Raw genomic sequence first — 25155 nt, 5'->3', positions numbered from 1 at the left:
CCGATGCGCTCTCTTACCCTCCATCTGAAAGTCCTGATCACCGTTCTGGTGTTGCTGGGCGTAGCGGTCACGGCTTATCAGATCTTCGTACTTGGCATCCCGGTGACCGAGGATGAAACGGACGATCTGTGGAACATCGATGCCAAGATCGAATTTGTGGCCAGCACCAAGGACCCGGTAAAGGTCCAGATGTTCGTGCCGCCCCTGAATCGGGATTATGTGAGCCTCAACGAAAGCTTCATTTCCAACAACTATGGTGTGAGCGTCAACCGCGCCGACGGCAACCGCAAGGTCACCTGGTCCGCGCGGCGCGCCAGCGGCAACCAGACCCTTTACTACCGGCTGGTGCTGACCAAGCGCTATAGCACCGAGAAAGCCAAGGTCAAGGGCCCGACCTTCCGCGACAGCCTCGCAGTAGAAGGCCCCGAGAAGATCGCCGCCGAAGCCTTGATGGCACCGATTCGTCAGCATTCGGCCGATGTCGAGACGTTCGTCAGCGAAACCATCAAGCGCGTCAACAACCTCAACGACGACAACGTCAAGCTGCTGCTGGCAGGCGATACCTCACCGATGAAGAAGGCGCAGGTCATTGACCTGCTGCTGTCCATTGCCCACGTGCCGATGGAGAAGGTGCACACGATCCGCCTGGTGGCCGACACCCCGCAAACCCCGGAACTGTGGTTGCGCAGCTTCAACGGCAATGACTGGCTGTATTTCAACCCCGAGACCGGTGAGCAAGGCCTGCCCAACGATCGGCTATTGTGGTGGACCGGGGATGACAACCTGATCACGGTCGATGGCGGCAAGCGGGCTAACGTCACCTTCAGCATGAACAACAGCGAGATGAACGCCATCCGCCTGGCCAAGCTGACAGACGAGAACACCGACGCCGACTTCCTCGAATACTCCCTGTACGGGCTGCCGCTGCAGACCCAGCAGACCTTCATGATCATGGTCATGATTCCCATCGGCGTGCTGGTGATTCTGGTGCTGCGCAACCTGATCGGCATCCAGACCCTGGGTACTTTCACACCGGTCCTGATCGCCCTGGCCTTCCGCGAAACACAGCTGGGCTTCGGGATCGTGCTGTTCACCGTCATCACCGCGCTGGGGCTATCGCTGCGCTCCTACCTCGAACACCTGAAGCTGCAGATGCTGCCCCGCCTTTCGGTGGTGCTGACATTCGTCGTGGTATTGATTGCCGCCATCAGCCTGTTCAGCCACAAACTGGGCCTTGAGCGCGGCTTGTCGGTCGCGCTGTTCCCGATGGTGATCCTGACCATGACCATCGAACGCCTGTCGATCACCTGGGAAGAACGCGGCGGCGGTCATGCCATGAAAGTGGCCATCGGCACCTTGTTCGCCGCCTCTCTCGCGCACCTGCTGATGATGGTACCGGAGCTGGTCTACTTCGTGTTCACCTTCCCGGCCGTGCTGTTGATTCTGGTGGGCTTCATGCTGGCAATGGGTCGCTATCGCGGCTACCGCCTGACCGAGCTGGTCCGCTTCAAGGCATTCCTGAAGAAGGCGGACGCCTGATGTTCGGCCTGATCAGAACGTGGAAAGCCCTGGAGGCCCGGGGCATCATGGGTATCAATCGGCGCAATGCAGACTATGTACTCAAGTACAACAAGCGCCACCTGTACCCGATCGTCGACGACAAGATCATCACCAAGGAGCGCGCCCTGGCCGCCGGCATCCATGTGCCGGAAATGTATGGCGTCATCGAGACGGAAAAGCAGATCGAGAAGCTTGACGAGATCATCGGCGGGCGCAGCGACTTCGTGATCAAGCCGGCTCAGGGCGCCGGGGGTGATGGCATCATGGTCATCGCCGACCGTTTCGAAGACCGTTACCGGACGGTGTCCGGCAAGATCATCAGCCATGAGGAAATCGAGCACCAGATTTCCAGCATCCTCACCGGGCTGTACTCGCTCGGCGGCCATCGCGACCGCGCCCTGATCGAGTATCGGGTCACCCCGGACCAGATCTTCAAGAGCATCAGTTATGAAGGCGTACCGGACATCCGCATCATCGTCCTGATGGGCTACCCGGTCATGGCCATGCTGCGCCTGCCCACCCGCCAGTCCGGCGGCAAGGCCAACCTGCACCAAGGCGCCATCGGTGTGGGCGTGGATTTGGCCACAGGCGTGACGCTGCGTGGCACTTGGCTGAACAACATCATCAGCAAGCATCCCGACACCACCAACGCAGTGGACGGCGTGCAGCTGCCGACCTGGGACGGGTTCATGAAGCTGGCCGCCGGCTGCTATGAGCTGTGCGGCCTGGGCTACATTGGCGTGGACATGGTGCTGGACCAGGAAAAAGGCCCACTGATCCTCGAGCTCAACGCTCGCCCAGGGCTGAATATCCAGATCGCCAACGATTGCGGCCTGACGCAACGCACCCATGCGATCGAGGCGCATCTTGAGGCACTGGCCAAAGAGGGTGTGACCGAAGATGCCGAGCAACGCGTGCGCGTTGCCCAAGGCCTGTTCGGCCACAGGCCCGGTCACTAAGGAGCGGGGTTGGCCACCAGCCCCGGCCAGATGAAGATGGCGAATGTCGCCCTGACGCTAGGCGCAATGCCTGCACCGGACTACAATCGCCGTCCTCGCTTTTAATCGCCGTCCCTACTGATGCCGACCTGCACGTTGTACGCCCTGCCCTACCAGCCTGACCCGGCTACCTACTTTTCCTGCTTGCGTGATGCTCCAGGCGCCATTTTGCTCGACAGCGCTCGCCCCGGCGCTGAACGCGGCCGCTTCGACCTGCTGAGCGCGTGGCCAGTACAGCAGTTGCAGGTGCTGGCGGACGAAACAGGGCGCGCCTTCCTGCAGCGGTTGCGCGCTGCGCTGGCTCGCTTGGGCGCTGCACATCTACCGCCAGAGAGCGAGCTGCCGTTTGCCGGTGGGTTGATCGGTTACCTGAGCTACGATTTTGGTCGTCGGCTGGAACACTTGCCAACCCAGGCGGTGGACGACCTCGGCCTGCCGGATGCCCAACTGGGCGTGTACGCATGGGCGTTGGTTACCGACCACGCCACCCGTACCAGCCAACTGGTGTTTCACCCAAGCCTGGGCCGTGAAGAGCGTGAGCGACTGGTGCGCCTGTTCGAGGGTTGTGAACCTCGGGTTAGCGGGGCTTTCAAGCTGCTCGCCCCAATGGCTGGTGACCTTGCGCCCGAGCAGTACCACGCAGCCTTCGAGCAGGTTCAACGTTACATCCAGGCAGGTGACTGCTACCAGATCAACCTGACCCAACGGTTTCGCGCTGCTTGCCAGGGCGATCCCTGGCGAGCTTATCAAGCCCTTCGCCAGGCATGCCCAACGCCTTTCTCCGGGTTCCAGCAATTGGCAGACGGCAGCGCCTTGTTGAGCTTCTCGCCCGAGCGGTTCATTCGGGTCAGCAAGGGTCATGTGGAAACCCGTCCGATCAAGGGCACCCGTGCGCGGGGTCAAGATGCGGCCGAGGATGCGCGCAATGCCGAGCAACTGCAGCAAAGCCCCAAGGACCGGTCGGAAAACCTGATGATCGTGGACTTGTTGCGCAATGACCTGGGCCGTACGTGCGAGATTGGCTCCGTCAAAGTGCCTGAGCTGTTCAGCCTGGAAACCTACCCCAACGTGCACCATCTGGTCAGCAGCGTGACAGGCACGCTGGCGGCTGGCAGGGACGCACTGGATCTGATCGGCGACAGCTTTCCTGGCGGCTCGATCACCGGCGCGCCCAAGATCCGCGCGATGCAGATCATCGATGAGCTTGAACCCACTCGCCGAGCGCTTTACTGCGGATCGCTGCTGTATGTCGATGTACGCGGCGAGATGGACAGTTCTATCGCCATCCGCAGCCTGTTGATCAAGGACGGCCAGGTCAGTTGCTGGGGCGGTGGCGCCGTGGTGGCCGACTCCGAATGGCAGGCCGAGTACGAGGAGTCCATTGCCAAAGTGCGGGTGCTGATGCAGACCTTGCAGGGGCTTTGAAAGCTGGCTTACCCGTGAACCGCTGAACGCAGCTTGGCGTGCCCCGCAACCAGGATGGGTTTTTTGTTACCATTGCCTCACTACGAGCGCCCAGCGCCACAGCCAAGATGGAAACCGCCTGATGAGCCAACCTTTCGATGTCGCTGCCCTGGCAGCGGCCTACGCGAACAAGTCCCCACAGGACATTCTCAAGCTCGCCTTCGAGCATTTCGGCGACGATCTGTGGATCTCCTTCAGCGGTGCCGAAGATGTGGTACTCGTGGACATGGCCTGGAAGCTGAACAAACAGGTCAAAGTCTTTAGCCTCGACACCGGGCGCTTGCATCCGGAGACCTATCGCTTTATCGATCAGGTGCGCGAGCAGTACAACCTGCCCATCGAAATCCTCAGCCCCGATCGCAGCAAGCTCGACCCGTTCGTCAAAGACAAAGGCCTGTTCAGCTTCTACCGTGACGGCCACGGCGAGTGCTGCGGCATCCGCAAGATCGAGCCCCTGCGCCGCAAGCTTGCGACCGTCAGTGCCTGGGCCACGGGGCAGCGCCGCGACCAGAGCCCCGGCACGCGCAGCCAGGTCGCAGCCCTGGAGATCGACACCGGCTTCTCCACCCCGGAGCGCACGCTCTACAAGTTCAACCCTCTGGCTCAGATGAGCAGCGAAGAAGTCTGGGGCTACATCCGCATGCTCGAGCTGCCCTACAACAGCCTGCATGAGCGCGGTTTCATCAGCATCGGTTGCGAGCCCTGCACGCGCCCTGTGCTACCTAATCAGCACGAGCGCGAAGGCCGCTGGTGGTGGGAAGAGTCGACCCAGAAGGAATGCGGCCTGCACGCCGGCAACCTGATCACCAAGGCCTGAAACGCGGGCGATACCTTTGAAAAGGGCCGCGTGGCGGCCCTTGCGTCCGAGGATCAGTGCACCGGTAACTCGACACCTTCGAACAATGCCTCCAGCTCCTGCTTGTTGTGACACTGGATGGCCTTGGCCATCACTTCACGGGTCAGGTGCGGCGCAAACTTCTCGATGAAGTCGCACATGAACCCGCGCAGGAAAGTGCCACGCCGGAAGCCGATCTTGGTGATGCTGGCTTCGAACAGTTCACTGGCGTCCAGGGCTACCAGGTCACCGTCCAGCTTGGCGTCAACTGCCATGCCTGCAACGATGCCCACGCCCAAACCGAGGCGCACGTACGTCTTGATCACGTCCGCGTCCGCCGCCGTGAACACCACCTTGGGCGTCAGGCCGCGGTTGCTGAAAGCTTCGTCCAGCTTGGAGCGCCCAGTAAAGCCGAACACATAGGTAACGATGGGATATTCGGCCACCGCTTCGAGGGTCAGCTTGGGAAGCTTGGCCAATGGATGGCCCTGCGGAACCACCACGCAACGGTTCCACTTGTAGCACGGCATCATGATCAGGTCGCCGAACAGCTCGAGCGCTTCTGTGGCGATGGCGAAATCCACCGTACCGTCTGCGGCCATCTCGGCGATCTGCATCGGGGAGCCCTGATGCATGTGCAAGGACACTTCCGGGTACTGCTTGATGAAGCCACTGATCACCGGAGGCAAAGCGTAGCGAGCCTGGGTGTGGGTGGTGGCGATGGAGAGCGTGCCCTTTTTCTCGTTGGAAAACTCCTGGGCGATCTGCTTGATGCTCTCGACCTTGCGCAGGATTTCGCCAGCGGTGTTGATGATGCGCTCCCCTGCTGGGGTCACACGCGTCAGGTGCTTGCCGCTACGCGCAAATACCTCGACGCCCAACTCGTCTTCGAGCAGTCGGATCTGCTTGCTGATCCCCGGCTGCGAGGTATACAGGCTTTGTGCTGTCGCAGAGACGTTGAGGTCATGGTGCGCTACTTCCCAGATGTAGCGCAGTTGTTGAAGCTTCATAAGGTTCCCTCAGTTCAGCGTGGGTCAGCGGCAGCGGGCAGCGGGCAGCGGGCAGCGGGCAGCGGGCAGCGACGATATATAACTATATTAGTGGTAATCGTAATAAATCTAGAACTATTTTGTTACACCGCCCGGAATATTCCCACAGCGTGATTCAGCCTTTCCTACGACCTAGATGCTGTGCCAAGGGGACCATATAGACCGGTACAGGCGAGAGCTGGAGCAATCTGACCGCCGTCCTACCCAAGGGCACGTCCACGCCCGCCCCGGCGCTGTGACTGCCGAAGACAAGCAGGTCGACGCTCAGGCGCTGGGCCTGATCCAGGATGACTTGCGCAGGGTCGCCCTGGCGCACGCGCACCGCCTTGAGCACCGCCAGATCGGCTTGCTCCCCCAGCTCCTCACGAAAATTTTCCAGTACACGCTGCTCGATGTTGGCCATTACCGTACCCACACCCTGGCTGTGCAGCTGGTCCAGGGTGTGTTCGTCCAGGTAACTTTGCAGGAGGGATTCGGCAAACTGGCCCATCGGTTCGACCGCATGAATGACGTACAACTCGGCACCGAATGTGCGCGCCAACGCAAGCGCATGCTGCATCACGAATGGCGCATAGACGCCGAGGTCTGTGGCGTACAGCAGAGAGCGGATCATTCGACCTCCTCGACTGCCATGGCGGCAGGGCAAACTTGAGCTTAGCAGCGCATCGGCGCCTCGCTTGCCCAGCCCGGCGCATGACTGCGCCTAGAGCATGGCCCCTTCACTGTTTTTACCGAGGAACCTCAGCGACTGGTACAACATCTCCATGCGGGGCAAATGGCAACCCGCGGACTGGGCGCGGGCCAGAGGCGCTGCATAGATGGCCTCTGTCTCTAGAGGTCGATGATGAACGTGGTCGTGGTACATGCTGGGCCAGTAATCAGGCATGCGCTCGGTCATGCTCAGCAGTTGCTGAGCATAGCCTGCGGGCATGGCATGACCACAAGCGACAGCGCCCACCATCACCTCCTCCATCAAGGCTTGCACCAGCGTGCGGGCATGGCTGTCGCCCAGCAGCTGGGCAGTGCTGGCGCCGAGCAACACTGACAGGCCGTTAAAAGGCACGTTCCACACCAACTTTTGCCACCGGGCGCCAGCCAGATCAGGCATGCCCACAGAACTCACCCCCGCAGCCTGGAACAATGAAACCCCCTGCTCCACCAGGCGGCGCCCGCCATCGTCACTAGGACCACTGTGATAACCCACGTTCACGGCACCCAACGCCTGATGGCGAATCACTCCGGGTGTCTGGCGGTCGGCGCAGACGAAGCACAACCCGCCAAGCAGGTGCATATCAGCCCGCAGTAACGGGCGCAGTTGCGCTTCGACATCCAGTCCGTTCTGCAGTAGCACCACTTTCGCATCCGGTGCACCGGCCTGCACGATCAATGGCGCCAGTTGCGGGTTGCCGGTGGCTTTGGCGCCTATCAATAGCCAATCGCAGGGTGGCATTTGCGCGGCGTCGGCGTAGCAATTTACTTTGGCGTGCAGCCGACCATGGACAGCGCTCTGGACGGTCAGCCCGTGATGACTGACCGCTTCATACTCGCTTCTTAGCAAAAAGTGCACATCGAAGCCGGCCTTTGCCAGCAGCAGCCCGTAAAAGCCGCCTATGGCACCGCTGCCGATGATGCCAATCCGGGGGTTGCGCGCGTGCATGCGGTTCTCCTTCTCATGTCAGCCTGTTTATTACACCGGTTGGGCACCTTCGCGCAGATCGATGCTCGCCGTCGACCCCTGCTACCCGGAAAAACCCCGCCTGCACGGGGCAATGCCCATTGTGGCGCACACGCTAACGCGCTAAGGTTCGGCTCCCCGCTGCGATTATTCTTGCTGCTGGGCCGCACGGGGATAGCTGGCGGCCGGCACCCGTGACCTGACGAGTAACACGATGGCTGATTTACCGATCGATGACTTGAACGTTGCATCCAACGAGACGCTGATCACCCCCGACCAGCTCAAGAAGGAAATCCCCCTTAGCGCCCAGGCCCTGCAGACCGTGACTGCTGGCCGAGACGTGGTGCGCAATATTCTCGATGGCAAGGATCACCGCCTGTTCGTCGTGGTCGGCCCCTGCTCCATCCACGACATCAAGGCCGCGCATGAATACGCAGCGCGCCTGAAGGCCCTGGCCGAAGAAGTGTCCGACACGCTGTACCTGGTCATGCGGGTATATTTTGAAAAACCGCGTACCACCGTGGGCTGGAAGGGCCTGATCAACGACCCATATCTGGACGACTCCTTCAAGATCCAGGATGGTTTGCATATCGGTCGCAAGCTGCTGCTGGACCTCGCCGAAATGGGCTTGCCCACGGCCACTGAGGCACTGGATCCGATTTCCCCGCAATACCTGCAGGATCTGATCAGCTGGTCAGCCATCGGTGCCCGTACCACCGAGTCGCAGACCCACCGCGAAATGGCCTCTGGCCTGTCGTCGGCCGTCGGCTTCAAGAACGGTACCGACGGTGGCTTGACCGTCGCTATCAACGCCCTGCAGTCGGTGTCCAAGCCGCACCGGTTCCTGGGGATCAACCAGGAAGGTGGCGTCTCCATCGTGACCACCAAGGGTAACCCCTACGGGCATGTCGTGCTTCGCGGCGGTAATGGCAAACCCAACTACGACTCGGTCAGCGTCGCCCTGTGCGAACAAGACCTGGCCAAGGCCAAGATCAAGGCCAACATCATGGTCGATTGCAGCCATGCCAACTCCAACAAGGACCCGGCCTTGCAACCGCTGGTGATGGAAAACGTGGCGAACCAGATTCTGGAAGGCAACCAATCGATTATCGGGTTGATGGTCGAGAGCCACCTGAACTGGGGCTGCCAATCCATTCCCAAGGACTTGTCCCAGCTGCAGTATGGCGTTTCGGTGACGGACGCCTGCATCGACTGGTCGGCGACCGAGAAGACGCTGCGCAGCATGCGCGCGAAGTTGAAGGACGTCCTCCCTCAGCGCAATCGCGCCTGAGACCTTTGGGGGCCGTTCAGGCCCTAGTGTTCAAAGCAGCGATCACACCTTGCTGGCGTGACGCTGCTGACGCTCCATGTAACGCTCCACGTACGAGCAGGACGGTATCACCGTGTAGCCCATCTGCTCGGCATATTGCAGCGCGCGCTCGGTAAGGGCAGCTGCGATCCCACGCCCGCGCAAGGCGTTGGGTACGAAGGTGCGGTAGATGTCCAGCGTCTGCTTACCCAAGTCCATGTAGGTCAGATAGGCACGATGACCGTCCACATTGGTCTCGAACTGATGACCCGCCTGGTCATGGTGGATGGTCAGCGCTTCGCTCATCACTACTCCTCGCGGGCCTTTTTGGCAGACCCATAGCCTAACCGATGGTCAATACCCGGCACACTTGGCACATGCATCGTCTATTGCGCGTTGGACCGCTGGACGTCTGCGTTCGTTCGGGTTTTCTGTAGACCCACATACTAGGCGCTTCCCGAAGGATTACTCAAGTAAAGCGCTCGGATGAAAGCCAGCCATTAACGGCTTACGCTGTTAAGTGTGACATTGACAGTGCCGGCAAATCATGTAGGACTAAGACGCACAAAGACAGTAGAAGTCACCCTTAGTTCAACATGAAAGTTGCCGTTAGTGCAGAGTTACCCTGCTGGCTCGGGGCGATGAGCCGCGCCCCTCGGCTGGCGCAGAAACTGCGCACTGTTTTTTTTTGCAGTTCTTGCGTTCAGTCAGTTTACTTACTACAAGTAATGGGTACTATGTACGCCGGCCAGTTTCTCTTTTCTGAGAGATGGCTCATTAATAGAAAGTCCTTGAAGGGGAACACGATGAACAACGTTCTGAAATTCTCTGCTCTGGCTCTGGCCGCAGTTCTGGCTACCGGTTGCAGCAGCGTCTCCAAAGAAACCGAAGCTCGCCTGACTGCAACTGAAGACGCAGCAGCCCGCGCACAAGCTCGTGCCGATGAAGCCTACCGCAAGGCTGACGACGCACTGGCAGCCGCTCAGAAAGCTCAGCAGACCGCTGACGAAGCCAATGAGCGCGCACTGCGCATGCTGGACAAAGCCAGCCGCAAATAATAGTCCCTTGGGGCTGTTATGAAGCCGACCCCTTTGGGGTCGGCTTTTTTTTGCGATTTTTTGACACCGAGGCGCGATTGCGCACTACGTTGCCGTCAACGCAGTTCGCAGAGAGGGTTACTGTATCTCCTCGGGAAGCGTCGAGACCATGGGCGTAGCGCTCTGATTGTCGACGGGCACGGCAATCTCCACCGGCATGCCATCTTCGGCAGCCACGACGTCGCGGACCATGTCCCAGTTCATGCGCAGGTTATTGGCCAGGTCTTCACGCTTGAGCAACGCGTTGATGACCGCCGTATGCTTGTCGACCACCGACGGATTGCCCTGATCATCCAGCGGCGTGTGGGCTTCGAGGTATACCTTGCCCCCGCTCAACCCGAACTTGTACGGTTCGTTGATGATGCGAACAGGAGTGCCCACCGGCACCATGCCCGACAGTTCCAGTACGTTGTTGTTGAGCATGCGGAAGCAGCCATGGCTGGTACGCATGCCGATCCCGAATTTCTTGTTTGAGCCATGGATCAAGTAACCCGGTACACCCAGGGTGAACTTGAAGGGCCCAAGCGGGTTGTCCGGGCCTGCTGGAACCACGGCAGGCAAGATGTCGCCATCGGCTGCATGCTCGGCCCGGATCGACGCCGGCGGCGTCCAGGTAGGGTTTGGCGTCTTGGCGATGATCTTGGTATTGGCAATCGGCGAGCCCCAGCCTTCGCGACCGATCCCCAACGGGAAGGTGTGCACCACATTCTCGCCTTTGGGGTAGTAATACAAGCGGTACTCGGCAAGGTTGATGACGATGCCTTCACGAGGACCCGGTGGCAGGATGTAGCGCGTGGGCAAGATGATTTCGGTGCCTGCGCCAGGCAGCCAGGGATCGACACCCGGGTTGGCGGCGATCATCTCCAGATAGCCCAGGTCATTGGCCGTACCGATATCGGCGAATGTATCTTCGTACTTGGCCTTGATCACATGCACCTGACCGACGATGTCGTCCCCAGGTGGCGGCAGTGGCAACTCCAGTGCGACAGCGGGCCCCGCTACCAGCAAGGCGGCCAGGGACAGGCTACGAGTGACGGCGGGAAAGCGCGGCGACATCCGGTAAATCCTTTGGGAGGTGGGACGAAAGGCATGATTGTACACCCCCACCCCAGACAGCGGGAGGCATCCTGAGCCGGACGCGGTTACAGATGATGAAAGGTGCGCGCCTCAGACCGCCTGCAATTGTGGCCAGACCGGTCGCATGCCTCGCCGCTGCGCATCGAGAATGGCGCGGCACAGCTCGCACAGCCGGGTATCGCGATAGATGGTGCGTGGCACGCCGGACCAGCGAGGGTGCGCAGGCAACAGCCCCCCGCACAATGTTCTGTCCACCGGCACGCCGAGTTCGAGCTGCCGCGCGACCAGGTGAACGCGACTTTCCTGGCAGGCGAACAGGTCAAGCTGTTCGTCGGGCTCGATCAATTGGTAGGCGAAAAGGGACCAGGCAGGGCGCGGCATCGGGGGTACTCGGAACGGGGGGCGCAACATTAGCCCAAACCCGCCCCCGTTTAAAGCGTCAGAGCAAGGGTTTGAGCGCCGGCCAGGCGTTTTCCAGCAGCCGCTGCTGGGCGCCCTGGGCAGGATGGATGCCGTCTGCCTGCATCAACTCAGGAACGCCGCCAACCCCTTCCAGGAAAAACGGCACCAGTGCTACCTGCTTGTCCTTGGCCAACTCCTTGTACACCTCGGCGAAAGCAGTGGTATAGCGGACGCCATAGTTGGGAGGCAACTGCATGCCCAGCAGCAAGACCTTGGCACCTGCCTGGCGCGACTGATCGATCATCGCGGCAAGGTTCTGTCGCAGTTGCGCTGGCGGCTGGCCGCGCAACCCATCGTTGCCCCCCAACTCCAGCACCACCACCTCGGGCGTGTGCGCCGCCAGCAACGCTGGCAGCCGCGCTTGCCCGCCGGCACTGGTGTCGCCACTGATCGAGGCGTTGACCACCTTGTCGTCGAAACCTTCCTGACGCAGGCGGGTCTGCAACAAGGATGCCCAACCTTCGCGGGTATCCAGGCCAAAACCTGCGCTGATACTATCACCGACAATCAGCACCGTTCCCGCAGTCGCGCTCTGGGCCAGGCAATACAGGGCCAGACCGGCACTTATCAACCACATTCGCATCGGATTCTCCATGGGCCCCAGCATGCTCGTTGCGCAGCACCTTAGCAAAGTGGTCACCAGCGCGGAAGGTGAACTCACCATCCTGCACCCCATGTCGCTGGCGCTGGCCGAAGGGGACAGCCTTGCCATCGTCGGCGCCTCAGGTTCAGGCAAGTCGACCCTGCTTGGGCTGCTGGCCGGGCTCGATCAGCCCAGCCAAGGTTCGGTGACGCTCGCCGGGCACGACCTAGGCGTGCTCGATGAGGACCAGCGGGCCCGCATCCGGGCCGAGCACGTGGGCTTTGTGTTCCAGTCGTTCCAGCTGCTCGACAGCCTCAATGCGCTGGAAAACGTGATGTTGCCGTTGGAACTGCATGGTCGCGCAGACGCGCGCGATCACGCGCGCACCTTGCTCGAACGCGTAGGGTTAGGGCAACGGCTTACCCATACGCCGCGGCAACTGTCGGGCGGTGAGCAACAGCGGGTGGCTCTTGCCCGTGCTTTTGCTGCTCAGCCCGCCGTACTGTTTGCCGACGAACCGACGGGCAACCTCGACAGCCATACGGGCGAGCGCATCAGCGACCTGCTGTTCGAACTGAATCAGGAGCGCGGCACCACCTTGATCCTGGTGACCCATGACGAGCGGCTGGCTCGCCGTTGCCACCGCCATATCCGCCTGGATGCGGGCCAGTTGGTCAGCCCCTTGGAGGCCGGATGAAGGGCATGCCGGCGGCGCGCCTGCTGGGGCTGGCCTGGCGACAGCTGCTGCGCGATCTTCGGGCCAGCGAAGTGCGGGTATTGTTCTTTTCGCTCCTGGTCGCCGTGGCGGCCAGTACCGCCATCGGGTATTTCGGCGCCCGGCTCAATGCCGCCATGCAATTGCGCGCCACTGAGTTCCTGGGCGCTGACCTGGTACTGCAGGGCAGCGCCCCAGCCGCGGCGCCACAGATTGCAATCGGCGAGTCTCTGGGGCTGCATCACGCGCAGGTGGTCGAGTTCACCAGCGTGGTGGGCGCAGATAACGGTATCCAGCTCGCGGGGGTCAAGGCCGCCGATACCGCCTACCCATTGCGCGGCCAGGTGCGCAGCGCCGCCGAGCCTTATGCCGAGGAAAAGCCAGGCGGTGGGCCGGCAGCCGGCGAGGTGTGGGTAGAGCCACGGCTGCTGGCGGCATTGGGCATGAACATCGGCGACAGCATCGATGTGGGCATGAAGACCCTGCGCATGAGCCGCGTGCTGACCTATGAACCGGACCGGGCAAACAACTTCTATAGCTTGACCCCACGGGTGATGATGAACCTGGCGGACCTGCCAGCGACCGGCGTGGTGCAACCCGGCAGCCGCGTGACATACCGTGACCTGTGGAGCGGCCCTGCCGAGGCATTGGCGCAATACCGCGCCAGCGTCGAGAACACGCTTTCGGCCAGCCAGCGGTTGCGCGACACCCGCGATGGCAACCAGCAGATCGGCGGCGCATTGGGCAAAGCCGAGCGTTACCTGAACCTGGCCAGCCTCGTTGCAGTATTGCTGGCCGGTGTCGCCGTGGCGCTGTCTGCCAGTCGCTATGCCGCCAGGCGCCTGGACGCCAGCGCCCTGCTGCGTTGCCTGGGCCTGTCGCGGCGCCAGGCGCTGCTTCTGTACAGCCTGCAGCTGGCCATGCTCGGGCTTGCAGCTGCGATCGTGGGCGCCGCAGTGGGCTGGCTTGCGCAGCTGGGTTTGTTCAAGCTGCTGCACGGATTACTGCCCAGCGACGTACCGCCAGGGAGCCTGTGGCCGGCCTTGGCTGGCGTCGCCACGGGGCTGGTCGCGCTGGCAGGCTTTGCTCTGCCGCCGATTGCAGCCTTGGGTAAAGTGCCCCCGTTGCGGGTGCTGCGTCGTGACCTGCTCCCTGTACCTCCCAGTAGCTGGCTGGTCTACGGTGCAGCCCTGTTCGCCCTGGGGCTTATCATGTGGCGATTGAGCCTTGACCTGCTGCTCACCTTCGCACTCCTGGCAGGCGGCCTGGCGGCAGCCCTGGTGCTGGGCGGGTTGCTGTGGCTGGGTTTGCGCAGCCTGCGTCGACTCCTGTCAGGGGCGCCGCTGGCCTGGCGCCTGGGGCTGGGGCAGTTGCTTCGCCACCCCACGGCCGCCGCCGGGCAGGCCTTGGCTTTCGGGCTGATCCTGCTCGCCATGGGCCTGGTCGCGCTGCTGCGTGCGGAGCTGCTCGACACCTGGCAGGCACAGCTGCCTGAAGATGCCCCGAATCATTTCGCACTCAATATTCTGCCTGACGACCAGGACCGCTTCGCCCAACAGCTCAAACAGATCAACGCCGCTGCGGCTCCCCTGTACCCAGTCACACCTGGGCGGCTGATCGAGATCAACCAGCAGCCGGTCCAACAGATCGTCACGAAGGACTCTGCAGGCGAACGCGCCGTACAACGGGACCTGAGCCTGACATGGGCGGCGCAGTTGCCTGACGGCAATCAATTGACCGGTGGTCATTGGTGGCAAGGATCACCAAGCGATGACGATGTACCTGGCGTATCGGTGGAGGCCCAGCTCGCCGAAAGCCTTCAGCTGAAACTGGGGGACAGGCTCACGTTCGATATTGGGGGCCAGCAGCGCCAGGCCAAGGTGACCAGTCTGCGCAGCGTTCACTGGGACAGCTTTCAGCCCAATTTCTACATGATCTTCCAACCCGGTACGTTGCAAGGGCTGCCTACCACCTATCTGACGAGTTTTTACCTCGCACCCGGGCATGATCAGGAAATCGTCGCCCTGTCACGCGCATTTCCTGCGGTGACCATCCTTCAGGTCGATGCATTGCTCGCCCAGCTACGCAGCATACTTGCTCAGGTCACGCTGGCTGTAGAGTACGTGCTGCTGTTCGTACTGGCCGCAGGAATGGCCGTTTTGTTCGCAGGCCTTCAAGCCACCTTGGATGAGCGCATTCGTCAAGGTGCACTGTTGCGTGCCCTGGGGGCCCAACGCCAATTGCTGACCAGGACACGGCGCATCGAATTCGGCTTGCTGGGAGCACTGAGCGGTTTGCTGGCGGCGCTGGGGTGCGAACTGATCACCTTCGTCTTGTATCACTACGCTTTCGCACTGCCGTGGAGCCTGCACCCGTGGTTGCTGCTGATGCCCGTTGCAGGCGCGCTGCTGGTCGGCTGCGCGGGTGTGCTCGGCACTCGCCGCGCACTAAACGCCTCACCGCTGGCGGTCCTGCGTGAAGGGTGAAGCCAGGACGGTTCTGCGTGACGCAGGACCGTCTTGGCGACATGCCAGGCTTACAGCGAGCAGCTGCCCAGGCCGTGCTTCTCCAAATACCGCTGCTGGTCCTGGTCAGCCAACTGAAAGTCACCCAATGGCAAGATGACGGTCGCCACTGGCTTGCTCAGTTTCCCTGAGGCCTCCAAGTAGTGCTTGGCGGCTTGTGCCAATTCAGCCTGAGCAAGGTTACTCACGAAAAGCGCAGAGCGATATTTGACGCCAATATCCGTGCCCTGACGATCGACCGACGTAGGATCATGCAGCCCCCAGAAATGCCCCACCAGTTGGCTGTACGACGTCAGGCCTGGATCGAAGTCGACCTGGACCACCTCGATCATGTCAGCCTCCCCCTGGGCTGATCGCGCAAAGCCCACTCGGCTGTCTACTACACCCGGCAAAGCTCGGAAGGCCGCTTCGGCGCCCCAGAAGCAGCCCGCACCAAAAGTCGCCTGCTCCACACGTTGCTGTGGTTGTCTGTCCGTCATGAGGTGATGCCCTCTGGCTCAATCGCGAAGTGTCTATGAAGTTGTTCGATATGTTCAGGGCCGATACCACAGCACCCGCCTATGATCGTGGCGCCTGCGGCGACCCAGATTCTGGCCCAGTCCAGGTAGGGCTCAGGCCCGAGGTCTGCACGGATGTCCAGTAACGTAGTGTTGGCCTCGGCCTCTTGCGACACCGGCGGGAAAGCGTTGGCATAAACCCCCAGCTCCACACGCTGCTCAATACCGCCATGGACGGCCTGAGCCTGCTCCAACGCAGCCCCCATGACCTCTGGCTGACTGCAATTGAACAGCACTGCCTTGGCTCCGACCGAGAGGGCGCAGCGCACGCCATCAGCCACCGACTCCCCTGAACGCAAACGTGGCGGGTGATCGGCATCGTCGATCAGCGTATAGGACACCCACAGCGGCTTGGAACGCTCACCCAGCGCCTGGGCAGCGGCCTGCACTTCGGCCGTTGAGCTTTGCGTTTCAGCCAGCCATACGTCTACATGCTCTTGCAGCCCTGCAATCAGCTCCTGATGGATGGCCACAGAAGCCTGATGGTCGAACAGGTCGGGTCGATAAGATCCGAGCGCCGGCGGCAGGGAGCCGGCGACGCGTACAGGGACAGCGCTTTGCGACGCCGCTTGGCGAGCAAGCCGCCCTGCGCGATCGGCAAGCGCTCGCCCCTGCTCGGCGAAGCGCGTCTGGCCTAGGTGAAAAGGCACCACAGCATAACTGTTGGTCGTCACGACCCGCGCGCCGGCCCTTATGAACGCCTCGTGCGCCTGGAGCACGTGCTCTGGGGACTCGATCAGCGCGAGCGCTGACCATTCCGGTTGCCTGAAAGGCGCTCCGCTGCGCTTGAGTTCCCGCCCCATTCCGCCGTCAAGCAGGTGAATCGGACTCTGGCTCATTGGGCTTGGCCCTGTGCGGGAGCTGCGGCCAGCCATTGCTCGACGGTGGCCTGATGATCCTGGATCCAAGCCTTGGCTGCGACATCAGCAGGTACCTGTTCCTTTTCGATCTTCAGTATCAACGCATTGAGATCGCTGGGGTCAATGGCGAAATTGTGCAGGAACGCTGCGACCTTCGGCGCGCGTTTTTGCAGCCCAGCGGATGCAAGCACATAGACCTTGGCATCGGGGAACGCGCAGGTGATCTTGCTCTTGTTCAGCCAATCGGCGTCTACTGTAGGGCTTATGAACTTCCAGCATCCATCGGCCTTGTAAAGCGGGTCACCCTTCTTGTTGTCCTGGGCATAGCCGTCAAACGCCGGCTCTTCCAGGCGCCGCAGGTCGAATGCCGAAAACACCCAATCGGGCGTGTAGGCGTAGAACACCACACCGCGCTGCGCTTTGTAGGCTGACGCCAGCTTGGCGTACGTCACCGAGGCCTCGGTCGAGATCGCTTCGAACTTGTCGGCAAAGCCGTAATCCTTGGCCTTGATCTGGCCAATGTAGGTGGACTCCCAACCCGCAGGGCCCACCAGCAATTGCGCCTGGCCACCGCCCAACGGCTCGAACAGCTTGGCCACTTCAGGCTTGTTGAGATCGTAGATGGACTTGACGCCGTATTTGTCCTGCAGGTAACCCGGGATGTAGAAGCCCTGAACACCGGTGTAGGGATGGGCATTGGGTACCAAGGACTTGGTCCCACCGCTGACGTACTTGGCCCAGGCCGCCGACTGGTTCGGCAGCCAGATGTCGGTCAGCACGTCAACCGAGCCATCCCCTTTTGCCGCAGCGCTCAATAGCACCGGCACATCGCCTGCCAGGTAAGAAACTTCGCCATCCAGACGGCTCTGAATGACTTCGCCCAGGATGTGTTGAATGGCAATCGCGCCGGTCCAGTTCTGCTCACCGATGACGATCGATTCCTTCGCCGAGGCTGCTGCAGGCAAGATAAGGGAAACCAGCAGTGCGGCGGTCCCCAGTTTGCTGGGCAGGTGTCTGTTCATGTGGGTTCTCGCTGTGTTCAGGTACGAAGAGGGTCTTGCTGGCGCAAGCTCGATTGAATGATCCGGTCGGGTATGAGCGCGCACAGCACTATCGCCACGCCTGCCAGCACGCCCTCCCCGCCTTTGATGTTGCGCAGCGCAGTCATGACGTCGTAGCCCAGCCCACCAGCGCCGATCAGCGCGGCGACCACGACCATCGACAGGCTCATGACGATGGTCTGATTGATACCCAGCAACAGTGACCGGCGTGCCAACGGCAACTCCACCTTGAGCAGCGCTTGCCAAGGGCTTGCGCCATGGGCGAGCGCTGCCTCGACGGTTTCCTTGGGTACTTCCTGGATGCCCAGCGATGTCAGACGGATCATCGGCGCCAGGGCGAAAACCACCGTGGCGATCACAGCCGGGGTCTTGCCTACCGAGAAAAAGGCCACTGCAGGGATCAGATAAACGAACGTTGGCAGCGTTTGCATCACATCCAGTAGCGGTGTGACCAGCCGTCGCACCCGCGCACGCTTGGCCAGCAGGATCCCGGTCGGAACGCCGATGAGCAATGCAATCAATACCGAAGAGCCGACCAGCGCCAAGGTGGAGACAGTGCGCTCCCAGAAGCCGAACAGACCGATGTACAAGACTGCCGCAGTGCTGGTCAGCGCAAGCGTCGTTCCAGCCGAGCGCCAAGCCAGAAGTACCAGCGCCAAGGCAGGAACGGGCCAAGGCAGCCAGCCCAGCCCACTCTCGATACCGTCGATGACGCCGCGTACGATGTAGATGACCCCGATGAAAGCACGCTCGAAGTTCACCTGCGACCATGCGATGAACTGGTCGATGCTCTGGGCCACCTGCAACATCAGCTGGCGGTCAGCCGGAAACTGCTGCAAAACGTGACCTGTCTCGGGTGCAAACACACGCCAGATCACCAGCACCTGACTCACCATCAGTACTGCAAGCGGCACCGCCCAGCCTGACTCGGAGAGCGACACCGGTTGGCGACTCAACGAGGCCGCTATGATTCGGTTCGTCACGAATACGGCCAGGGCCGCCAGGGCTGCCAACGTCGATGAACCGACGATGCTCTGGGCCAATACCGCAAGCGCTGCGAGTTCAGTGGCCAAGCAGAGCCAGAAGGCGCCGCCTCTGCCGGCGGCGGCCAGCGCCGCAGGCCCCATCAACAGGGCTTGCCAGCGGCCAACGACGGTGCGGCCAGGCATTGCTCGGGGGTTTTCTTTCGGAGCCGCAGGGGCGACGGAACGTGCGCGCGGCATGACCTTGGTGTGGTCCTGAAAGAAGTCGGCCACTTCGCTGTCGGCCGGTGCTTCCAGCAATTGCGCTGGGGTACCGACCTGAACGAGGCGACCTTGGCGCATGATCGCGATCCTATCACCCAGGCGCAGGGCCTCTGCGGGGTCATGCGTAACCAACAAGGTGGTAATACCGCGCTCACGGACTAACGCCATGAAGTGATTTTGCAGGTCTCGTCGAATGGTAGGATCGAGCGCGCTGAAGGGCTCGTCCATCAGCAGGATGTCCGGTTCGCTCACCAAAGCCCGCGCCAGGCCGACCCGCTGCTGCATGCCGCCGGACAGCTGGTGGGGATAATGCTCGGCCCAGCCCTCCAGCCCGACTGCGCGTAGCTGCACCTTGGCCGCTGCATGACGAACCGCCTCTGGGGTACCCCGCAATTCCAATGGCAATGCGATATTGTCCAGGACGGTGCGGTGGGGTAACAGCCCGAAGTGCTGGAAGACCATGCCGATACGCCGGGACCGCAACGCTCGCAGCGCCCTTGCGTCCAGGTTGCCGATGGCCTGACCATCGACCAGGACTTCGCCACTGGAGGGCTTGATCAGCCGGTTGATGTGCCGAAGTAACGTGGACTTTCCGCTGCCGGATGTGCCCATCAAGCACAGCACCTCTCCCCGCCGCACTTCCAAATTGACCTGATCGACAGCGGGCAACACGGATGCGCCGCCAGGATAAGCCTTGGTAACGCCCCTGAACTCAAGGGCAGCATCGACGCCACGCCCTCTGTCGTTGTCAGGACGAGCGATAACGTGGCGAGACGGAAGGGGCTTCTCGGCCAAGGCACTCTGATTGATTGTCACGGGGGACTCCGAGCATGAAACCACTGTTGCAAGCAGGCGCTGGCTTCAGGGGGTGAGATGGATTAAGCCGCAAGCCTGCGACCTGAATGATCGAGCGGCTGCAAGCTGATCGGCGAAGGCAGCGAATCGCGCCGATCGAGTTAAATCTAATCGATCTTAAAAATCTTTTATAAATATCTTTTTGGAATTAGCTTAGGCGCAGGCACACGCTTGCGCCAAGCCTATTTGCGTTGGTTGCAAGCGCGCCAACTGGGAAGGTCGCCAAGCCTGACGTGCCTGGCGCTTGAGGGATCGAGAAGCCTCGCAGATCACCAGGCTTTCGAATGAAGACCGCGCATTGTGCAACGGCGGTGAACGGCTAGCTGAAGAGGCATTGAAGACTAGGCGGCCTTGCAACCGAGGCTGCGCATCAGATCGCGGGTTGCGTCGAGAAAGACGTCGTTGATCGCCTCGACACACTCTGGCGTCAAGCGGCTTGAAGGGCCTGACAGCACCAATGCACCGACCAATTCATCACCTGCCCCGTAGACGGGGAAGGCTACCGAAGCCGCATGCGGGTCAGTGGCCCCCATCGAGAAGAACGGCTGCTGCATGGTGATGCCGCTGGCAAACGGTGTGCGCAATGCCTGGGCGCCGGCAGCATCGTCCATCGGACGCATATCGCCAGGTTGCACGTGCATGCGTAGACGATGGGGGGAATTCACCCGGTACTGACACATGCGGTAGGCCCCGTGGCGCACGTAGAACGACGCCGTTTCACCCGTACGCTCGGCCAGAAGGTGCAGCCTGGGCATCACGTGCCGCTCCAGATCGATACCCTCTTCGTACACGGCGTTAAGTCGCATCACTTCACTGGCCAGTTGATAGCGACCGTCGGCCATGCGGTTGACATAGCCGTGATTCTCAAGCGAAACCATCAGGCGCATGATGGTACTTTTGATCAGCCCGGTGCGCTCGACAAGCTCGACAAGCGTCAGCGCCGTGTCCCCCACCTGAAACGCAGAAAGCACCGTCAGCACGCGGTCGGCCGAAGCCACTCCATTAACCGCTGGACGCGGCCGGACATTTACCATCGAAAGTTCCTCACCTGTGAATGATGCAAGTCATTGGCGGCATTGAAAGCGTCCATTATCTGGCAATGCCCCGACGACCGCCATCACAGCTGACCACGTCGGTTGCAATGTTGCGAATTCTGCAGCGAAGGAACGCCGGCTGAACGAGCCCATCTGGTTGGGAGCTGGCCTGCAATCAGGTGAATCAACCGCTCAGCTCATGAGCTGATAGGTCTCACGGGCAGTCCCGCTGAACAGCCGATTCTTTTCAGGTTCGGTAAAGTCTGTCACTACACGCTTGAACGCGTTCCACAACACGTCGTAGCCGAACATGCCCTTGTCCACCGGGAAGTTGCTTTCGAACATGCAACGCTCCACGCCGAAGCAATCTATGGCATGCAACAGATAGGGTCGCCATTGCTCCGCCAGGATGACCGAGCTTGGCGGTTTTAGGGCAAGGTGGTAGTCGAACCCCGCGACTTTCATACCCAACCCCCCTAGCTTCAGTCGCACATTCGGACATTGCGCCAACCGGCAAAGACCTGCCGACCACTGCATGAACACCGCATCGCGTTGACCGACGTATGGGCCAGCCCCCAGCGGCCCGCCGAGGTGATCAACGACGATCAGCAGGTCGGGAAAGGCTCGGGCGACCTCAAGCACTTCATCGAGCTGGGTGTGGTAAGCCCAGACATCCAGTACCAGCCCACGCTGTTGAAGCTGAGCAACACCTCGGTGAAACGCAGGTTCCAGAAGCACGCCGGGAGGTGGCGGCTTGGGGTTGGAAATCAGCCTCGGATCGGCATGCCAGGCAGTGGTGTTGCGAATACCGCGCAGGCGCGTCCCAGCACGGGCCAGCATCTCGTCGAGCACCGGCGCTACCGCATCGCCAAGCGACAGATTGGCGCCTGCCACAATGGCCGCACATAGCCGCAAGTCCTGCAGCAGGCCGCTGGCACTGTAGGCAGCGACACCGTTGACGTATTCCACCTCACCTACCGGCTGGAAGGCCTCTGGACGATCGACAGCCAGCATCGAGCGGCACTGCACGTAAATGGAACCCACCACCCGATGACCACACGCCAGGTCGGCCAGGTAGTCTTCGGCAAGGTAGCGCTGGCCGGGGCGGTCCCACAGGTGGTGGTGAGCGTCGATGATGACGCGCTCAGGCTCCAGGGCGGCTTCGCGCCACTGCGCAAGCCACTGCGGCCGCACGGGGGCGTGGGGTGTTTGCATGTTTATCTCCTGTTCGCCGCACCGATATCCCTCCATGCCATCCGCTGGGGCTGGCATGAAGGGGCATCGATGCGGTGAAGCACTTAGCCCTGCATGCCCCAGCGGCGCACGGTGACAAGTTCGATGCTGCGAAATACCAGTCCTTCGACCACCAATCCGATGACGATGACCATCAGCAAACCGGCAAAGACGTTAGGCGTTTCCAACGCGTTGCGGTGCTGGAAGACATACCAGCCCAGGCCTCCGGAATTACCGGACACCCCGAATACCAGCTCGGCGGCGATCAGGGTGCGCCAGGCAAACGCCCAGCCGATTTTCAGTCCCGCCAGAATGGACGGTACAGCAGCGGGGATGAGAATACGCGTGACCAGGCGCAAGCCGCGCAAGCCATAGTTACGCCCTGCCATGCGTTGGGTCTGGCTGACAGATTGAAAACCGGAATAGGTACTGAGCGAGACGGCCCACAGTACCGAATGCACAATCACCAGCATGAGGCTCTGTATGCCCAAACCGAACCACAGCATGGCCAGGGGCAGGATCGCAATGGCTGGCAGCGGGTTGAACATCGCAGTGAGTGTCGCCAGTACGTCCGTGCCCAAGCGGGTCGACACGGCCAGTGAGGTCAGGATCGCTGCCAAACCGATGGCCACGGCATAGCTCATCAAAAGTACCTTGAGTGAGCTGAACACGGCCTGGGGCAATACACCATTGAGCAGGTCCCCAACCATCGCCACTACGGTCTCGCTGAAGGCTGGGAACATCAGCGGGTTGTCCAGATAACGGGCATAGAGTTCCCATATCAGGGCCAACATCACCAGCACCAACGCCCGGCGTATCCCGGTATGAGCGAGAACACGTTCTACCAGACCCAGTTGCCGAGCGACGTCCCCTACCTGTCCCGGTGGCACCGGTGCATACTCCACATCGGCTCGGGGCTGGATCGAAGGCTTATCCATGGGCTGTCTCCGTGTGGCCGAAAAGCATATGGCTGATACGCTGGTGCAGTTGAGCGAACAGCTCGCTGCCCTGGTCGGCGAAGCCGAATGCGCTGGCATCGAGTTCTGCGCGTACCTGCCCCGGGTGTGGCGTCAGGACCAGGATTCTTGTACCCAGAACAATGGCCTCGTCGATCGAGTGGGTCACGAACATCAGGGTGAACGGTGCTTGCTCCCACAGTTCCAGCAGCTCTTGCTGCATGCGGCGTCGGGTCAACGCATCAAGCGCGGCGAAGGGTTCATCCATCAACAGCATCGCAGGCTCCATTGCCAGGGCTCGGGCGATGGCAACCCGCTGCTTCATCCCGCCTGACAACTGGTGCGGATAGGCATCCTTGAATTTTTCAAGCCCCACCTTGGCGGCGGCACGCGCCGCGCGTTCGGTAATTTCGGTGCGTGGAAATCGCCTTGTCATCTGCATCGGGAACATGATGTTGGCCATTACCGTCTTCCATGGCATCAACTGATCGAACTCCTGGAAAACCATCATGCGATCAGGGCCAGGCTCCCGGATTACCTGTCCATCCAGGCAGATCTGGCCTGCCACGGGTTCGATAAATCCTGCGACGCTCTTGAGCAGACTCGATTTGCCGCAGCCTGATGGCCCCAGCAGGACAAAGCGGTCATTGCGCTGTACGTCAAAAGAGACCTGGTGAGTCGCGGTGATCAATTGGTCACGGGTCTTGTACTGCAACGTCACGTTATCCACGCAAAGCACCGCACGGGTCTTTGCCTGTGAGGGGGCGGCGATGGGAGATAACAGACTCATCAGCTCCCCTCCCCATCAGCGACCGGTGCGAAGAAAACCGACTGCCAGTTGTCCGGGGCTTTTTTCAAGGCCCCCGAACGCACCATGAACTCGGCCAAGGCCATGACGCCGCTCGGCTGCACGGACCACTCACCGCTGACCTGGCGCAGCATGTCTTCGACCTGATCGAGCGACAGACTGGACGGCTCGCTGGCCAGGAACAGCTCTGCGGCTTTGCGTGGTTCCTTGCGGATATACGCATTGGCTTCGTTGATCGCCGCTACTACCGCGGCACTCAGTTGGGGGTTGTTCTTGACGAAGCGCCCTGTGCTGGTCAGGACACCGCTGGTCATACGCTTGTCGAGCTCGCTCGAGAAGTCGAACAACTTGCTTACTCGAGGGTCCTGGGCCAGTTGATAGCTGTACGGATTGGGCCCGATATAGCCTTTGATCCCAGCCTTGTTGAGCAGGCTGGACATTGCATCGGGGTGAGGCAGGCTCACCATCAAGTGATCGAGCTTGTGTATTTGATCAGGGCCAAACTGTCGCTGCGCAGCCATCTGCAGCAACAATGCCTGCTGGCCACTGGGAGAGCTGACGGCGATCTTGTCATCGGCTTTGAAATCGGCGAGTGACTTGATCGCAGGGTCATTCACGAACAGCGCGTTGTCCCCTGCCACCAGTGCGCACAACGCTCGCACATCCAACGATCGCCGCGTCTTTTCCCAGGCGATCAGCGTGCCTGACAAACCATAACCACCGATATCGACGTTGCCACTGATCAGCGCGTCATTGATCGCTGGCGCACCACTGATGCGCTTGATTTCGAAAGAGGCTTGCGGCTGACCATGGGCCTGGGCTTGCTGACGGAACAAGCCCAGTTTGTCAGCAACGGTGACTGGCAAGTAGGCGTAGCCGTACTGGATCGCCAGGGTTACGCGGTCTTGCTCGGCCAGTGCGGGGCTGCCGAGCGCGCCTAGGGCCAAGACCCATGAAAAGGCCTTCAAGGGCCGCGTCAGGCGACGACTCAAACGCAATGAGCGCTTCTGCATAGCAATCTCCAGTTGTTTTTATTTTGGAACGCCATTTCCTTTAGAGAAACTCATAAACGGTACAACCATGTCAAGCGTGAAAATCACGGATCAAGCCTCTCGCATTTTTTCAAATAATGATTTATTTTGAAATGACGTTGCATTAAAAACATAAAACCCAACGATCCTGTCCTTTTGTGCCC

General features: G+C 61.0%; 24 protein-coding genes. 8 read left to right on the top strand and 16 right to left on the bottom strand.

The annotated features are described in order from the left end of the window. Positions 1 to 3 precede the first annotated feature (3 nt). The 4 genes from ACF8GB_RS13770 (at position 4) to ACF8GB_RS13755 (ending at position 4839) form a co-directional block, all read left to right on the top strand. Complete coding sequence (locus tag ACF8GB_RS13770) at positions 4 to 1539, top strand: inactive transglutaminase family protein (protein ID WP_027914607.1); 1536 nt, start codon at positions 4 to 6, stop codon at positions 1537 to 1539. After that, a complete protein-coding gene (locus ACF8GB_RS13765; protein ID WP_196185590.1) occupies positions 1539 to 2519 on the top strand; it encodes an alpha-L-glutamate ligase-like protein in 981 nt (326 codons plus the stop codon). Before ACF8GB_RS13770 ends, ACF8GB_RS13765 begins: the two co-directional genes overlap by 1 nt. Before the next feature lie 120 nt (positions 2520 to 2639). Next, a complete protein-coding gene (gene pabB / locus ACF8GB_RS13760) occupies positions 2640 to 3983 on the top strand; it encodes an aminodeoxychorismate synthase component I (protein ID WP_392527169.1) in 1344 nt (447 codons plus the stop codon). 121 nt (positions 3984 to 4104) lie between these two features. Further along, positions 4105 to 4839, top strand: a complete 735-nt coding sequence (locus ACF8GB_RS13755) for a phosphoadenylyl-sulfate reductase (protein WP_058603810.1) — start codon at positions 4105 to 4107, stop codon at positions 4837 to 4839. Positions 4840 to 4892: 53 nt separating this feature from the next. Here ACF8GB_RS13755 and cysB read toward each other — a convergent pair whose 3' ends face one another. The 3 genes from cysB to ACF8GB_RS13740 all read right to left on the bottom strand — a co-directional run bounded on the left by cysB (position 4893) and on the right by ACF8GB_RS13740 (position 7563). Further along, a complete protein-coding gene (cysB, locus tag ACF8GB_RS13750) occupies positions 4893 to 5867 on the bottom strand; it encodes an HTH-type transcriptional regulator CysB (protein WP_023536044.1) in 975 nt (324 codons plus the stop codon). Positions 5868 to 6021: 154 nt separating this feature from the next. After that, complete coding sequence (locus tag ACF8GB_RS13745) at positions 6022 to 6519, bottom strand: universal stress protein (RefSeq protein ID WP_058603808.1); 498 nt, start codon at positions 6517 to 6519, stop codon at positions 6022 to 6024. Positions 6520 to 6609: 90 nt separating this feature from the next. After that, positions 6610 to 7563, bottom strand: coding sequence for a putative 2-dehydropantoate 2-reductase (locus ACF8GB_RS13740; RefSeq protein WP_326383807.1), 954 nt, complete (start codon positions 7561 to 7563; stop codon positions 6610 to 6612). A 232-nt stretch (positions 7564 to 7795) separates the two neighbouring features. Here ACF8GB_RS13740 and ACF8GB_RS13735 point away from each other — a divergent pair, with 232 nt between their 5' ends. Beyond that, a complete protein-coding gene (locus tag ACF8GB_RS13735) occupies positions 7796 to 8872 on the top strand; it encodes a 3-deoxy-7-phosphoheptulonate synthase (protein ID WP_058603806.1) in 1077 nt (358 codons plus the stop codon). 42 nt (positions 8873 to 8914) lie between these two features. Here ACF8GB_RS13735 and ACF8GB_RS13730 read toward each other — a convergent pair whose 3' ends face one another. After that, entirely contained in the window at positions 8915 to 9196 is a 282-nt protein-coding gene (locus tag ACF8GB_RS13730; protein WP_023536046.1) for a GNAT family N-acetyltransferase, read from the bottom strand. Positions 9197 to 9696: 500 nt separating this feature from the next. Between ACF8GB_RS13730 and oprI the strand changes: the two genes are divergently transcribed. Then, complete coding sequence (gene oprI, locus ACF8GB_RS13725; protein WP_003259780.1) at positions 9697 to 9948, top strand: outer membrane lipoprotei OprI; 252 nt, start codon at positions 9697 to 9699, stop codon at positions 9946 to 9948. A 117-nt stretch (positions 9949 to 10065) separates the two neighbouring features. Here the strand turns inward: oprI and ACF8GB_RS13720 are convergent, their stop codons facing one another. The 3 genes from ACF8GB_RS13720 to ACF8GB_RS13710 form a co-directional block, all read right to left on the bottom strand. Further along, on the bottom strand, positions 10066 to 11043 hold the full coding sequence (locus tag ACF8GB_RS13720; RefSeq protein WP_078478787.1) for a L,D-transpeptidase family protein: 978 nt from the start codon (positions 11041 to 11043) through the stop codon (positions 10066 to 10068). 111 nt (positions 11044 to 11154) lie between these two features. Next, positions 11155 to 11445 (bottom strand): hypothetical protein, encoded by a 291-nt coding sequence (locus tag ACF8GB_RS13715; RefSeq protein WP_058603804.1) that lies wholly within the window; start codon positions 11443 to 11445, stop codon positions 11155 to 11157. A gap of 58 nt (positions 11446 to 11503) precedes the next feature. After that, positions 11504 to 12109 (bottom strand): arylesterase, encoded by a 606-nt coding sequence (locus ACF8GB_RS13710; RefSeq protein ID WP_392527168.1) that lies wholly within the window; start codon positions 12107 to 12109, stop codon positions 11504 to 11506. A 10-nt stretch (positions 12110 to 12119) separates the two neighbouring features. On the opposite strand from ACF8GB_RS13710, the gene ACF8GB_RS13705 reads away from it, so the two are divergent. Continuing rightward, a complete protein-coding gene (locus tag ACF8GB_RS13705; RefSeq protein ID WP_058637398.1) occupies positions 12120 to 12806 on the top strand; it encodes an ABC transporter ATP-binding protein in 687 nt (228 codons plus the stop codon). After that, on the top strand, positions 12803 to 15310 hold the full coding sequence (locus ACF8GB_RS13700; protein ID WP_392527167.1) for an ABC transporter permease: 2508 nt from the start codon (positions 12803 to 12805) through the stop codon (positions 15308 to 15310). Before ACF8GB_RS13705 ends, ACF8GB_RS13700 begins: the two co-directional genes overlap by 4 nt. Before the next feature lie 50 nt (positions 15311 to 15360). Here the strand turns inward: ACF8GB_RS13700 and msrA are convergent, their stop codons facing one another. From msrA to ACF8GB_RS13655, 9 genes are all read right to left on the bottom strand, one after another. Further along, complete coding sequence (gene msrA / locus ACF8GB_RS13695; protein WP_392527166.1) at positions 15361 to 15828, bottom strand: peptide-methionine (S)-S-oxide reductase MsrA; 468 nt, start codon at positions 15826 to 15828, stop codon at positions 15361 to 15363. Beyond that, positions 15825 to 16745: a homocysteine S-methyltransferase family protein gene (locus tag ACF8GB_RS13690; RefSeq protein ID WP_392527164.1), complete on the bottom strand. Its 921-nt coding sequence runs from the start codon at positions 16743 to 16745 to the stop codon at positions 15825 to 15827. The genes msrA and ACF8GB_RS13690 overlap by 4 nt, the downstream gene beginning before the upstream one ends. Continuing rightward, on the bottom strand, positions 16742 to 17788 hold the full coding sequence (locus ACF8GB_RS13685) for a glycine betaine ABC transporter substrate-binding protein (protein WP_392527163.1): 1047 nt from the start codon (positions 17786 to 17788) through the stop codon (positions 16742 to 16744). Before ACF8GB_RS13685 ends, ACF8GB_RS13690 begins: the two co-directional genes overlap by 4 nt. A gap of 17 nt (positions 17789 to 17805) precedes the next feature. Continuing rightward, the gene (locus ACF8GB_RS13680; protein WP_392527249.1) at positions 17806 to 19836 is read right to left on the bottom strand and encodes an ATP-binding cassette domain-containing protein; all 2031 of its coding nucleotides are present in this window, start codon (positions 19834 to 19836) and stop codon (positions 17806 to 17808) included. Positions 19837 to 20270: 434 nt separating this feature from the next. Continuing rightward, positions 20271 to 20963 carry an IclR family transcriptional regulator gene (locus ACF8GB_RS13675; protein WP_078478792.1) on the bottom strand — a complete coding sequence of 231 codons (693 nt, stop codon included), beginning with the start codon at positions 20961 to 20963 and terminating at the stop codon, positions 20271 to 20273. A 192-nt stretch (positions 20964 to 21155) separates the two neighbouring features. Next, positions 21156 to 22178: an amidohydrolase gene (locus ACF8GB_RS13670; protein WP_078478793.1), complete on the bottom strand. Its 1023-nt coding sequence runs from the start codon at positions 22176 to 22178 to the stop codon at positions 21156 to 21158. Between the two features lie 83 nt (positions 22179 to 22261). Next, positions 22262 to 23134, bottom strand: coding sequence for an ABC transporter permease (locus ACF8GB_RS13665; RefSeq protein WP_392527162.1), 873 nt, complete (start codon positions 23132 to 23134; stop codon positions 22262 to 22264). Continuing rightward, positions 23127 to 23942, bottom strand: a complete 816-nt coding sequence (locus ACF8GB_RS13660) for an ABC transporter ATP-binding protein (RefSeq protein WP_058637405.1) — start codon at positions 23940 to 23942, stop codon at positions 23127 to 23129. Before ACF8GB_RS13660 ends, ACF8GB_RS13665 begins: the two co-directional genes overlap by 8 nt. Further along, positions 23942 to 24973, bottom strand: a complete 1032-nt coding sequence (locus tag ACF8GB_RS13655; RefSeq protein ID WP_078478795.1) for an ABC transporter substrate-binding protein — start codon at positions 24971 to 24973, stop codon at positions 23942 to 23944. The genes ACF8GB_RS13660 and ACF8GB_RS13655 overlap by 1 nt, the downstream gene beginning before the upstream one ends. Positions 24974 to 25155 lie beyond the last annotated feature (182 nt).

Source organism: Pseudomonas sp. xss_4 (assembly GCF_043104125.1).
Classification (GTDB): domain Bacteria; phylum Pseudomonadota; class Gammaproteobacteria; order Pseudomonadales; family Pseudomonadaceae; genus Aquipseudomonas; species Aquipseudomonas parafulva_B.
The sequence above is the reverse complement of the archived record's forward strand: the minus strand, read 5'-3'. Positions and strand labels throughout refer to the sequence as shown.